Source organism: Chlorogloeopsis sp. ULAP01, assembly GCF_030381805.1.
Taxonomy (GTDB): domain Bacteria; phylum Cyanobacteriota; class Cyanobacteriia; order Cyanobacteriales; family Nostocaceae; genus Chlorogloeopsis.
In genome coordinates, this window is record NZ_JAUDRH010000011.1 from 244,416 (window position 1) to 257,235 (window position 12,820).

At 43.2% G+C, this 12,820-nt stretch carries 10 protein-coding genes and 1 pseudogene; 8 read left to right on the forward strand and 3 right to left on the reverse strand.

Translation table 11 applies throughout. From position 1 onward, the window contains the following. Positions 1–30 precede the first annotated feature (30 nt). Both QUB80_RS22155 and QUB80_RS22160 read right to left on the reverse strand, forming a co-directional pair. A complete protein-coding gene (locus QUB80_RS22155; RefSeq protein WP_289791674.1) occupies positions 31–3,657 on the reverse strand; it encodes a PAS domain S-box protein in 3,627 nt (1,208 codons plus the stop codon). Between the two features lie 95 nt (positions 3,658–3,752). Further along, a complete protein-coding gene (locus QUB80_RS22160) occupies positions 3,753–5,285 on the reverse strand; it encodes an aminotransferase class I/II-fold pyridoxal phosphate-dependent enzyme (RefSeq protein WP_289791705.1) in 1,533 nt (510 codons plus the stop codon). A gap of 83 nt (positions 5,286–5,368) precedes the next feature. On the opposite strand from QUB80_RS22160, the gene QUB80_RS22165 reads away from it, so the two are divergent. The 5 genes and pseudogenes from QUB80_RS22165 (at position 5,369) to QUB80_RS22185 (ending at position 10,011) form a co-directional block, all read left to right on the forward strand. Further along, positions 5,369–5,593 (forward strand): gamma-aminobutyric acid A receptor, epsilon-like protein, encoded by a 225-nt coding sequence (locus QUB80_RS22165; protein ID WP_289791675.1) that lies wholly within the window; start codon positions 5,369–5,371, stop codon positions 5,591–5,593. 85 nt (positions 5,594–5,678) lie between these two features. Beyond that, the gene (gene ychF / locus QUB80_RS22170) at positions 5,679–6,770 is read left to right on the forward strand and encodes a redox-regulated ATPase YchF (RefSeq protein ID WP_289791676.1); all 1,092 of its coding nucleotides are present in this window, start codon (positions 5,679–5,681) and stop codon (positions 6,768–6,770) included. Between the two features lie 364 nt (positions 6,771–7,134). Beyond that, positions 7,135–7,457 (forward strand): annotated as a pseudogene (locus QUB80_RS22175) (XisI protein). Between the two features lie 280 nt (positions 7,458–7,737). Then, positions 7,738–9,732, forward strand: a complete 1,995-nt coding sequence (locus QUB80_RS22180) for a PAS domain-containing hybrid sensor histidine kinase/response regulator (RefSeq protein ID WP_289791677.1) — start codon at positions 7,738–7,740, stop codon at positions 9,730–9,732. A 96-nt stretch (positions 9,733–9,828) separates the two neighbouring features. Further along, complete coding sequence (locus QUB80_RS22185; protein WP_289791678.1) at positions 9,829–10,011, forward strand: hypothetical protein; 183 nt, start codon at positions 9,829–9,831, stop codon at positions 10,009–10,011. 150 nt (positions 10,012–10,161) lie between these two features. Here the strand turns inward: QUB80_RS22185 and QUB80_RS22190 are convergent, their stop codons facing one another. Further along, on the reverse strand, positions 10,162–10,698 hold the full coding sequence (locus QUB80_RS22190; RefSeq protein WP_289791679.1) for a PadR family transcriptional regulator: 537 nt from the start codon (positions 10,696–10,698) through the stop codon (positions 10,162–10,164). Positions 10,699–10,997: 299 nt separating this feature from the next. On the opposite strand from QUB80_RS22190, the gene QUB80_RS22195 reads away from it, so the two are divergent. The 3 genes from QUB80_RS22195 to psb34 all read left to right on the forward strand — a co-directional run bounded on the left by QUB80_RS22195 (position 10,998) and on the right by psb34 (position 12,631). After that, the gene (locus QUB80_RS22195) at positions 10,998–11,891 is read left to right on the forward strand and encodes a pirin family protein (protein WP_289791680.1); all 894 of its coding nucleotides are present in this window, start codon (positions 10,998–11,000) and stop codon (positions 11,889–11,891) included. After that, on the forward strand, positions 11,881–12,291 hold the full coding sequence (locus QUB80_RS22200) for a hypothetical protein (RefSeq protein ID WP_336622336.1): 411 nt from the start codon (positions 11,881–11,883) through the stop codon (positions 12,289–12,291). Before QUB80_RS22195 ends, QUB80_RS22200 begins: the two co-directional genes overlap by 11 nt. Positions 12,292–12,460: 169 nt before the next feature. Beyond that, on the forward strand, positions 12,461–12,631 hold the full coding sequence (psb34, locus tag QUB80_RS22205; protein WP_289791682.1) for a photosystem II assembly protein Psb34: 171 nt from the start codon (positions 12,461–12,463) through the stop codon (positions 12,629–12,631). Positions 12,632–12,820: the final 189 nt, after the last annotated feature.

Consider the following 12,820-nt stretch of genomic DNA (forward strand, 5'->3'; position numbering starts at 1 on the left):
CGTAAGTTCTAAAATTTATGTGTATCGTGATTAACTGTTACGTCTGGTGAGAGCAGCAATTGCCATCGCTAGTTCAGATGGATCGACAGGTTTTGTAAGATGTCTTTGAAAACCTGCCGAGATGACTTTTTGATAGTTAACTTCTCCTGCAAAGGCTGTAAGGGCGATCGCTGGTAATTTTCTTAGTGAGGCTGCTTCCAAAGCTCTAACTTGTCGAATCAGCATATAGCCATCGGTTTCAGGCATAGCAATATCACTTAACAGTAAGTCTGGCTGGATTTGGGCGATCGCTAATAGTGCTTCCCTCGCCGAAGCAACTCCATGAACTTCAACACCATACTGCTCAAGGATTAAGACTAGTAAATTCAGAGTATCAACATCATCATCCACAACTACTACCCGCAATCCTTGAAGATTGGCAGAAGTTTCGGGCAAAGAGTTATCTTCACTGGTTTGAGAGACATCGTTAATTAGGGGTAGTGTTACTGTAAAGGTTGCTCCTAGTCCTTCTCCTAAACTCGCTACTTGAATAGAGCCACCGTGGAGTTCGACAATATGGCGGACAATTGCTAGTCCTAATCCTAGTCCACCAAACTTTCTTGTTGTTGCCTCATCTGCTTGTCGAAAACGTTCAAATACGTAAGGCAGAAAGTCAGGACTAATGCCTTTGCCGGTATCAGTAACGGTGATTTGGGCATAGTTAGTGATCGGGGATTGGTGAGTCCAGCGCGTTGCGGAGGTTCCCTCCGTTGTAGCGACTGGCGAACCCGAAGGGGGATTGGTGATTGGGTACTGGATAATAGGTGCAGAATCGTAATTTACATCTTCTTCCCTTGTCTTTTTCTCAGTCCCTAGTCCCCAGTTCCCAGTCCCCAACCTTACCTCTACTTGCCCACCATTGGAAGTAAACTTAATTGCATTTGAAAGTAAATTCCAAACGACTTGCTGCAAGCGGTTCGGATCGCCCTCGACTTTGCCTACTCCAGAATCAAAGTGTGTATAAATTTGAATTGATTTGGCTTCAGCAGCCAGACGCACCGTTTCCAATGCTGCCTCAATTGTGGAAACTAAATCAACCGCACAGACATTTAAACTCAGCTTACCGCGTAGGATCCGCGAGACATCAAGTAAATCATCAATCAACCGTGTTTGTAATTTAGCATTACGCTCAATAGTTTCTAGCGCTTGAGTGGTTTTTGCTGCATCCAACTTCCGAGTAAGCAGGAGTTTCGACCAACCTAGAATAGGATTGAGTGGAGAGCGTAGTTCGTGGGAAACAATTGCGAGAAAATCATCTTTAATACGGTTGGCTGCTTCGGCTTCAGCACGAGCTGCCTGTTCCAATTGCAGCAAGCGATCGCGTTCAGCTTCTGCTTGTTTGCGAGCGGTGATATCGAGCACACAGGCAAAACCCTGTTCTGAAGTGTCCTCAAATAATGCAGCAGCAATAGCCACAAATACACGGCTGCCATCTTTGCGGAAAAATTCTTTTTCAAACGCTGTGCAAACCCCGTATAACTTCAGTTCTTCAACCGCTTGTTCAGTCTGCTCTATGTGTTCTGGTGGAGTCATTTCTTGCCAATCTAGCTTGCCTGCCAATAAATCCTCTTGGGCGTAACCAACCATCTGGAGAAAGGCATCATTGGCTTGTGTGATGTTGCCGCTCATGTCACAGAAAAACACACCAATAATATTAGAGTCAACAATCCGCCGAAATCGAGCTTCGCTAGCTTTTAAGGCTATTTCTGCCCGCTTGCGATCGGTGATATCAACATTAATGCCAAGCATCTTTAAGGGCTTGCCGTCGTCATCATAAAACACTCTCGCTCTACCATGCAGCCAATGAATGCTGCCATCTTTCCAAATGACGCGCCAGTCGGTGAAAAACTCGCCTGTTTGCAGCGCACTTCGCATATCTGCTTCTGCGTTGGCTAAATCATCGGGGTGTACCCATTTCGCCCACTCTTCGTAAGTACCACCAAATTCACCAGGCTCTAAACCGTAAATCGCTTCTAGCTCTTTCGACCAAGTATTAACATTGGTTTGAATATTCCACTCAAAACTGCCCACTTTTGCCGCCGCTTGAGCTAAATCGAGCCATTCTTGCTTTTGACGCAATGCTGCTTCTGTCTGTTTGCGTTCGGTTACATCAATGAATGCTCCGATCGCACCTCTGACGGCACCAGAATCATCCCGTAATGGCACAGCTTTGCCGTAAATTGATCGCACATCATCTTGACTGAAAACAAATTCAAATTCTCCTTCAATCTCTTTTCCGGTGCGAGCCGCCTGTTGCATCGGTAACTCAGTAAGTGGAATATCTTGACCATTTTTTTGGATCTTAAACTGAAAGGGATACTGTGCATCAGCAGGAGTAGCTGTTATGACTGAGTCTGGAGGTAAACGCATCAGTTTGTAGGCGGTGCGGTTTGCTGTCATGTGATGACATTGAGGATCACTTGCAATCCAAACAGCAGCTGGAACTGTTTCCATAAAAGTTTCAAGTTCTTCAGCCCGTGCTTTGGCGATCGCTTCACTCTGTCGCAATGCCTTTTCTGCTTGCTTGCGGTAAGTAATATCACTACAAACTCCAACCCACTCACGAATTTTGCCGTCTTCTGTCGCAACAGGCACACCCCTAGCAGAAAAATAACGATAAATACCGTCTGCACCACGAATTCGGTATTCATTTTCATAAATACTTTTTGTCTGAACTGCGTGAGTCCAAATCCGGGCGGTTCGTTCCCGATCATCTGGGTGCAATGCTTCTAACCAACCCCAACCTTTGACTTGTGCTTGAGTTTGCCCTGTATAAGCTCTCCAATCTGGCATATCAACTACCTGTCCATCAGGCTGAGTTGTCCATACCATTTGGGAAGTTGCAACTACTAAAGAGCGATACCGCTCTCCACTTTCTCGCAAAGCAACTTCTACTTGCTTATGTTTAGTGATATCAGTTAACATTGCGATCGCGCCTGAAAATTCACCTTGGGTATCTAGCACAGCGCTAGTAGAGAGAATTGTCCAAAGTTCAGACTTATCTTGGTGGCGCAAACGCAAGTCAAACTGCTGTTTAGCCTCTTGAACACTTTGCCTTTGTTGCTCTAGCCATTGCTCAACTTCAATTCGAGCTTGATGATCCATAAACTCGAAAATTGAACAGCCAAGCATTTGTTCAACACTGTAGCCAAGCATTTGGGCTAGCCGTTGGTTCACATATTCTGTCTTTCCCTCACTGTCAAATATCCAGATGCCTTCATTAGCTGTCTCAAACAGGCGACGATAGCTTACTTGTAATTTTGCTAGCTCTGCTTCTGATTTTTGCTTGGCGTTACGAAGTTGTGAAATTAACCAGCTAATTAATAATGCTACCAAGCTGAATATAACTAGCTGTAAGAGTTCATCTCCACTGTACAGTAACAGAGAGTAGAAAGGTGGTAAAAAAAAGTAGTTGTTGACGAAAACAGCTAATACCGTAGCTACCAAACTGGTAGCAAAGCCGCCATACCAGCTGCTAAAGGCAATGGCAGCACAAAAAAGTAGCGAAACTTCTAGCCGCAGCAGTTGTTCTAGCAACAAGCCCAGTAGCAGCGCTGATAAGACTGACAAAATAGAAAAACTGTAACGCTGCAACTGATAGAACTGGACCTTTAACATACTGCTTTGTATTCCTGGCAGTAACTTATGTCTAATTAAGACACAAATTCTTATTTTACAGTCAATTTAGGTTAAGTTATATGAAATTCTGTACTTTACATTTTGATGACTTTCAAAGCTCTAAAACTTTTATCTGCACAACCACTAATAAATCCACCCATAGTTTGAATTGTTTGCAGATATTCTAAAGCAAGTTGGCTAATAGCTTCTCCAGGCATTAATACAGGAATTCCTGGCGGATAAGGACAGACTATTTCTGCACAAATGCGCCCCGTAGTTTCTTGGATAGGTAATGTTTCTGTTTTGGCGAAGAAAGCTTCTCGTGGTGAAATATGCACAGTATTCCCCATATTAATAAAATCATCCCATAAAATGTAGGGCAAATTGAAGTCTGTCAAAGCTGTGTTCAAGCCGAGGGAGTTAGGAGGCAAACTCATTTGGGCAAGACTAGTAAATGCCTCAAGCAACTGCTCAATATCTTGTTGTGTATTGCCAAGGCTAATAATAAAAGTGAGATGTTTTTGGGAAGCAAATTCTGCCGTGACAGCGAAGTGTTGATCGAGAATTTCTTCGGCAGCAAAGCCAGTTAAACCTAAGCCAGAAACAGTGACTGTTAATCGCGTTTTGTCTAAAGCAAGAAAATTTGACCTTATCCCCAGCCCCTCTCCTTGAAAGGAGAGGGGTGCCGCAGGCGGGGTGAGGTTAAAAACTGATAATCCTGGTATTTGCTCAATCCGGCTTCTTGCTTCATCTGCTAGTTGCAATGTGTGAGACATGAATTGTTGACCGTACAGTGCCATTTGCTGACGTGCCGCATCGAGGGAAGCCAGGAGTAAATAACTAGGACTGGTAGACTGTACTAATTGCAATGCTTTACTAATGCGATCGCCCTCTATCCTCGTTCCTTGAAGATGTAGCATTGAGGTTTGGGTAAAAGCACCCAGGGTTTTGTGAATCGATTGTACGGCTAAGTCAGCACCTGCGGCTAAGGCTGGAGTGGGTAGTTCGCAATGAAAGGCGAAATGTGCGCCGTGGGCTTCGTCTACCAGTAACGGAATATTGTATTGGTGAGTAATATTCGCGATCGCGCTGATATCTCCACAAACGCCGTAATAGGTGGGATAAACCATCATCACAGCTTTGGCATCGGGATGTTGTTCTAGGGCGGCTGCTACAGCATCGGGAGTGATGCTGTGGGCAATATCTAAAACCAAGTCATATTCTGGATTAATAAAAATTGGCATCGCGCCAGAGAGAATTAATCCGGCGATCGCTGAAGAATGAACATTGCGCGGCAAGATAATTTTATCGCCAGCACCACAAGTCGCCAGAATTGCCGCCTCTACTCCACAGGTAGAACCATTGACTAAAAACCATGTCTGTTCTGCACCAAAGGCTTGCGCTGCCAGTTGTTGTGCTTGTTGGATCACACCACTAGCAGCAAACAGATTATCTAACTCTGTTAATTCCGGTAAATCGAGACGAAAGATAGATTTACCGAAAACATCAGCTATTTTTTGGGAAATGCCTTGTCCCCGCTTGTGTCCAGGAGTGTAAAAGGGTGCGTGAGGACGTTCGGCACAAGCTTTTAAAGTATCTAATAAAGGTGTTTGATTTTGATCGAGCATTTGGATGTAGCCATTTTGGGAGATGGCAACATAGTTGCCTGTCATTTAGGTTGGTAAAGTCGAATAATTTTACTACGCTGATCATGATTTATCCCACACCAGATCCTTTACCAAACGAGCCACAAATTCCCGATCCTGAACCAACTCTACCACGTCCTGAACCGACACCAGGGCCAACTAATCCCCCACAACCGATACCCAGTCCTGTTCCTGAACCCATACCAGGGCCTGTTCCTGAACCAGTTCCCGGTACTATTCCTCAAACAGTTCCAGCACCAATTCCCCAAACAATTCCCAATCCTGTGTGATATCCTCCCGGCGCTTATCCACTGCTGAACCCCCAAAAGCTAAAATGAATTTCGTCTAGTTTGCACTCAAAATCCAAAATTAAAAATGCTAAGAGCCGGGATTGTCGGACTTCCCAACGTTGGAAAATCTACGTTATTCAACGCCTTGGTTGCTAATGCTAAAGCAGAGGCTGCTAACTTTCCTTTTTGTACGATTGAACCGAATGTTGGCGTTGTTGCAGTGCCAGACGAGCGGTTAAATATTTTAGGCAAGATTTCCAATTCGGCACAAATTGTCCCGGCGCGTGTTGAGTTCGTGGATATTGCCGGGTTGGTTAAAGGCGCAAGCAAAGGAGAGGGACTGGGTAACCAATTTTTGTCTCATATCCGGGAAGTTGATGCGATCGTGCATGTAGTGCGTTGTTTTGAAAATGATGACATTATTCACGTCGCTGGTTCGGTCGAGCCAGCGCGTGATATTGAAATCATTAATTTGGAGCTTGTGTTAGCAGATTTAGCACAAGTAGAGCGGCGAATAGAACGCACCCGCAAGCAAGCTCGTGCTAGCAAAGAAGCACAATTTGAATTGACGGTACTGGAAAAATTAGCTGCGGCATTAAACGAAGGGCGATCGGTGCGGCAAGTTAGTCTACCAGAAGAAGAAGCTGCGGTGATTCAACCACTAGGATTGTTGACTTCTAAGCCCATAATTTATGCTGCTAATGTTTCTGAAGATGACTTGGCAACTGGTAATGAATATGTAGAACAAGTGCGGCAAATTGCAGGATCAGAAAATGCTCAAGTAGTTGTTGTTTCTGCCCAAGTAGAATCAGAATTAATTGAAATACCAGAGGAAGAAAGAGGTGAGTTTCTTGCTTCTTTGGGTGTAGAAGAAGGCGGTTTAAAATCTTTAATTCGTGCTACTTACACATTATTAGGATTGCGTACTTATTTCACCTCTGGAGAGAAAGAAACTCGTGCTTGGACAATTACAGCCGGGATGTTAGCACCACAGGCTGCGGGAGTGATTCACAGTGATTTTGAACGCGGATTTATTCGAGCAGAGACTGTAGCTTACGATGACTTAGTTACGGCTGGTTCGATGAATGCTGCGAAGGAAAAAGGATTAGTTCGCAGTGAAGGTAAAGATTACATTGTTAAGGAAGGCGATGTGATGTTATTCCGATTTAATGTGTAGAGCAACCGCAATTACACTAAATTTTTCAGCAATATATTTTTCTCGACACCTCTCAAAAAGGGGTGTTATTTTTGTAATAATATCCGCTTGTAATTTGAACAATACAAGGATACTTAAAAATGATGGGATGACTGTTTAGGGACTTGTTAAAGAATTTGAGCGTTCAGCAAAAAAGGTTTCACGGGATTTTATAAAAAGTAGTAGTGAAGAGATAAGTTTATTATTTGATACAAAACTTTATCCATTAGCTGACAAGCTCGATTATATAGCTCAACAACGTATTGATTACCAATTAGAAAACTAGCGATCGCTCAAATACCTCTAAAGCTGATGATTGTAATTTAGAGCGAAAGGAAATCAACACATGGATACCATCACGTTCTATCGAGAAATTGTCAAGCAGGTAATTAGTGATTATGCCAAACTGCGACCATCCCACGGCAACATACGCTTAGATGTCATCTTTGACGAAATGCGCGATCGCTCTGCTCTGGTGCAAGTTGGTTGGGATAGAAAGCGGCATGTGCATGGCAACCTGATTTATATGGTTATAGAGAACGGGAAAGTAATAATTGAGACGATGGCATGGAATATGGAATTACTCAGGACTTAGTTAAAAAAGGTATCCCTGAGAGTGACATTGTGCTAGCTTTTTTTTCGGATTCTCAGCCTGTTTCCATAGCTTAAAAATGGGAAGATATCGAAATATTAGTGTCCCTAGTCCAACTTGTTTTCTTCTGCCCTCTACCCGGTTGGTGAGCGTAGTCGAAGTGCTGCCCTCTTAATACTATTCCTCCCGACTCTAGTTTTCCCTCCCGAAAGGCTAGTTTCAAAATACTCTCATAGGTAGTAGAGCGGATATTTTTTGTTTGCGACCATATTTTCTAATTTAGATAAATAAATTTAGTTAAGTTGTTTATTTCCTAGCTTAGGTGAAATGCTACCTATGCTTAGGTTGCATTTTAAGATGAAAGACCAAGAGAAGACAAAAGACCAACTGATTGCTGAGTTAGTAGCATTACGCCAAGAGGTTGGTGTTCTTAAAGCTTTACAAATCCAAAATCAGCAGACTGAAAAAGCACTGCGAGAAAGTAATGATCGCTTTCGCTTATTAGTTGAGAACGTTCAGGACTATGCCATTTTTACACTAGACTCCAACGGCTACATAGATAGTTGGAATATTGGAGCCGAAAATATTTTAGGTTATCAGGAAGCGGAAATTATTGGTGGATGCGCTTCGTGTATTTTTACTCCTGAAGATAGAGAGCAAGGTGAAGACAACCAGGAACTACAAAAGGCTGTAGAAGAAGGTAAGGCAGTTGATGAACGCTGGCATCTACGTAAAGATGGTACACGTTTCTGGGCTTGTGGTATTCTCACCGCTTTAAGAGATGAGACTGGTTCTCTACGCGGCTTTGCAAAAATTATGCGCGATATGACCGATCGCAAGCGAGCCGAACAGCAGATTCAACAACAAGCCGCTCTACTCGATGTCACCACAGATGCTATTTTGGTTCAAGATTTAAGCGATCGCATTTTGTTTTGGAATAAAGGAGCCGAGTGCCTGTACGGCTTGCCAGCAGAGTCAGTGCTAGGTTTGAATGTCAACGAACTCCTATATGGGGCGACTCCACCACCACTCAGAAATATACACCAGTCCATAGTCGAGAAAGGCTCGTGGCAAGGAGAGTTACATCAAGTTTGCCACAATGGTCAAAAAATTATTGTATCCAGTCGCTGGACGTTAATATCCAATTTTGAAGGGCATTCTCAATCAATTCTAGTTGTTAATACCGACATAACTGAGAAAAAACAACTGGAAACACGGTTTCTGCAAGCCCAACGCTTAGAGAGCTTAGGAACGCTTGCCAGTGGCATGGCTCACGACCTGAATAACGTTCTTGCCCCGATTCTGATGGCAGTACAATTACTGATCATGAAACTTTCTGATGAGCAGAGCCAGCGCTTACTTCAGAGAGTGGAAAACAATGCCAAACGAGGAGCGGCTTTAGTTCGGCAAGTACTCTCTTTTGCTAGGGGTTTAGAAGGCGAGCATACAATCTTAGAAGTTAAGTCTCTGATTTTAGAAATTGAGCAGTTGGTTAAGCAGACATTCCCCAAAAACATTACAGTTTATACAAGTATTGCCGAGGATATCTGCCCAGTTTCTGGCAATGCGACTCAACTATATCAAGTGTTGATGAACCTAGTAGTTAATGCGCGTGATGCAATGCCCAACGGCGGCGTACTTAGCATTTGTGCCGAAAATTTGTTGCTGGATGAGGAATTTGCCCGGAGGCATATTGAGGCTTGTGTAGGTTCCTACGTCATGCTTTGTGTTTCAGACACAGGAACTGGTATGCCACCAGAAGTCCTAGAGAGAATTTTTGAGCCTTTTTTTACGACTAAAGAAGTTGGGCAAGGTACAGGACTTGGTTTGTCTACGGTGATGGGTATCATTAAAAGTCATGGCGGTTTTGTGGACGTTGAGAGTTCGGTAGGGCAGGGAACACAATTTAAGGTATACCTAAAAGCAGTAGAGGAAACCCAAACGCAACCCACACAAGACGTCAAACTGCCTAGTGGGCAAGGAGAATGGATTTTAGTTGTTGATGACGAAACGGCAATACTTGAAGTAACTCAAACAGCGCTGGAATTATACAATTACAAAGTCCTGACAACTTGTGATGGCAATAGAGCGATCGCACTGTATGCCGAACATCAAGATAAAATTAGTGTGGTATTAGTTGATATGACGATGCCGTGTATGGATGGTTCAACGATTATCCGCACGTTGCAAGCCATGAACTCACAAGTCAAAATTATTGCTATAAGTGGACTCTCATCAAATCGACACTTAGCTCAGACAATTAGTACTAACGTCAAAGCATTCTTGTCAAAGCCCTTCACGACAGATAAATTATTGAATACCATACATTCGGTTTTAGGCATGAATCAGTAATGGACACTAGATAACGAAAAAAAATTAAGCGATCGCTATGTATAATTGCTCCACTCTCAAAAGTGTAAAATTAATATAGAGCTAAAAATATTGAATATGTCATTCCCTACTGCTGCCTGTTGCGCCGTAATTCTCAACCAACAACAGGAGCAAAATTTCCACCATCAACAACAGTGTGCTAATACAACAGTCAACCACGGGCGAAGCGCGTCTTCTCAAAACTGTACTGTTGTTGAAAATGGTCGAGTTGTGATTAAACCAGTACAAACACCACAGTAGAAGGCAGGGGACAGAAGGAAATTGGGACACGGGGACACGGGGAATTGTGAATCAGGTTCTCTTCCCAAGTCTTGTTGTCTCCTAGTCTTCCTTTCCTCATTTCTCTTTGCGTCTTCTTCCCAGTCCCTAATTCCCAATCCCCAGTTCCTTTTACTGATGGCGAATCACATCAATAGCTGTCTTCAACCAATCAATGTAAGTTTGTTCTCTTCGTAGCACCAACTCTAGTACGAGTCGCTGCATAATCTGCTCACGACTTGCTGAGGAGTCATCGAGTGCTGGTAACTCAATCTTTTCACACTCACTCAGCTTTTCGACGCGTGCAACTAGGTGCTGCTCTAAAAGTTGAATGATGGCTTCATTCGGTAATTGGGCTGCAAAAAATAACTGAACTAGTAACGGTTCTCGTGGTGTTGATAAGGGCTGAGGATATTGAAGCCAGCGAACTAATTCGGCTTTGCCTGCTTCAGTTAGACTATAAACTTTGCGGTTAGGGCGATCGTGCTGAATCTCAATAGTGCAAGTAACCCAACCTTGCTCTACTAGTTTATCGAGCGTTCTATAAATCTGTGCCTGATCCGCAGTCCACAAATGAGCAATGCATCGATCAAAACAGTTTGTTTTCAAATCATAGCCCGTCCTCTCTTCTTGTTGAAGGAGACCAAGAATAGTATGTGTTAGCGACATAGACGGTTATCCGAAACTAAAGTAGTGGAAGCTGGATCGCTGCCTATATATTACTATGCTAATATATGAATAATCATATATAAGAAGAATTTACTAGAGTAATATAGACAATAGTGTGCTTCAACACAAAACGTAAGGACTTGGTTTTGAGTTAAATAAACTACCAGTTGCTTGCCACTCGGATTTGATAACCTGAACTATAAATACTTCCATGTCCCACAAGTACTGGTAAAGACTATCCGTTGTTTTTCGCTTGCTGAACAATCAAGCTGGCAACTAGGGCGCTAAGGAGGAAAATAATGAAGACTCACACACGAATGATTCGGACTATTGCAGGAATTATCAGCAGTGTTGAAACGCTGGAAGGAGAGGGTATGGTTGTTCGTCGTCCATTCCCCAAAAGCAGCTTTTCGGAGTTTGATCCGTTTCTCCTCCTTGATGAATTAGGCCCTGTTGATATTGAACCAGGTCAAGCGAAGGGAGCACCAGATCATCCCCACAGGGGTTTTGAAACAGTATCTTACATCCTTGAGGGATACATTGAGCACAAAGATTCACAAGGACATACGGGAAAATTTGGCCCTGGTGACGTGCAGTGGATGACGGCGGGAGCAGGTGTAATTCACTCGGAAATGCCAGAACGAGAATTTGCTCGCACAGGCGGGCGGCTTCATGCACTTCAACTCTGGGTAAACTTACCTAGTCGTGACAAGATGATGAAGCCTCGTTATCAGGAAGTTCCAGCCCAACGAATACCAACTGCTCAAACAAATGATGCAGGAGTGAGAGTGAAAGCGATCGCAGGGGAAGCACTAGGAGCTAAAGCTGTAATTGAAACGCAAACTCCAATTATTTATTTACATTTCACGCTCCAACCTGGTGCGACTGTATCTCAGCCTGTGCCAAAAGAATACAACGCTTTTGCATACGTGCTTGATGGAGAAGGTTTGTTTGGTACAGAAAAAGAGCGTGCAACTCAAGGGCAAATGGTGCTGTTTACCCAAGATGGTGACGAAGTAGCGATCGCCAATCCATTGGATGCAAAATCACCATTGGATGTGTTGCTAATTGCTGGCGTACCGCTCAACGAACCAGTTGTTCGCTATGGGCCGTTTGTGATGAATACCGAAGCAGAAATTATTCAAGCTATTGAAGACTATCGTAATGGGAGGATGGGTTCCATTGACTTCTAATATTCTTCTACAAAGAATCCGTCAACATCAATATCTGCGTGATTTGAGAAACAAATTGCTGCACCTTCACAAGATGTTGCTTGATGTAGAACGTATTACTTATGAAAAGGTGCGTGGACGAGTATCGAGTGAAGAACTCCTTCAACTTGTCATCGATCATGAACAATTTGCTTGGCTACATCGCATTTCTCAGTTGATTGTACACATTGATGAAATGCTCGAAGCCGATACACCCATATCGCAACAAGATGTCGAAAATTTAATTGCCAATACCCGCACGCTACTCACACCATCAGAGTTAGGCAATGGGTTTGCAAGAAAATACTACGTTGCTCTTCAGCGCGATCCAGGCGTTGTACTAGCACATGCAGAAGTAACAGAGGTTCTCGCATCTAAGTAAATCAGTTGAAGTTGAAGTTAATTGTATGCACCGCCAATCACCTCGCGGTGCATTTTTCATAAGCAAATTTTATCAATACTATCTACTCTTATTTGTCAATAGTGGTTGACTTATTGTAACAATATTGTTAAATTTATTTACATAAGTTAATAAGGCGAAGGAAAAGACTATGTATACCACTACAGATGAAAGAGGCATTTTAAATAACTACGCTAATGAACCCAAGGTTTACTATGCTGCTTATCCCTCAGTTGAACAGCAGCGCCGCTACACTATTCAGGCTGGAGTTGCGGCTTTCTTAGTCACTGCTCTGATTGTGGTTGCCTTTGTAGTTAGCTAAAAATTTTGACTGTTTTATCACTTGTATCAAAATCGTTATTCCAATTCTCCCATCAGCCTCAGCCATCAAGCTGAGGTTTTTTGTTGCTGATAGGTGCCTAGCTGGGCTTAACTTAAAATAAGGCAGCAAAGAGCAGAGGAGCACTCTTGCTCTAGTTCTCGTTACTAAGTTGAACCTGGTAACCAATTG

Excerpts from the sequence above, each read along its gene's own strand:
- psb34 (WP_289791682.1), top strand. The coding sequence starts at position 12,461 with ATGTATACCACTACAGATGAAAGAGGCATTTTAAATAACTACGCTAAT.
- QUB80_RS22155 (WP_289791674.1), bottom strand. The coding sequence starts at position 3,657 with ATGTTAAAGGTCCAGTTCTATCAGTTGCAGCGTTACAGTTTTTCTATT.
- ychF (WP_289791676.1), top strand. The coding sequence starts at position 5,679 with ATGCTAAGAGCCGGGATTGTCGGACTTCCCAACGTTGGAAAATCTACG.
- QUB80_RS22185 (WP_289791678.1), top strand. The coding sequence starts at position 9,829 with ATGTCATTCCCTACTGCTGCCTGTTGCGCCGTAATTCTCAACCAACAA.
- QUB80_RS22160 (WP_289791705.1), bottom strand. The coding sequence starts at position 5,285 with ATGCTCGATCAAAATCAAACACCTTTATTAGATACTTTAAAAGCTTGT.
- QUB80_RS22195 (WP_289791680.1), top strand. The coding sequence starts at position 10,998 with ATGAAGACTCACACACGAATGATTCGGACTATTGCAGGAATTATCAGC.
- QUB80_RS22165 (WP_289791675.1), top strand. The coding sequence starts at position 5,369 with ATGATTTATCCCACACCAGATCCTTTACCAAACGAGCCACAAATTCCC.
- QUB80_RS22190 (WP_289791679.1), bottom strand. The coding sequence starts at position 10,698 with ATGTCGCTAACACATACTATTCTTGGTCTCCTTCAACAAGAAGAGAGG.
- QUB80_RS22180 (WP_289791677.1), top strand. The coding sequence starts at position 7,738 with ATGAAAGACCAAGAGAAGACAAAAGACCAACTGATTGCTGAGTTAGTA.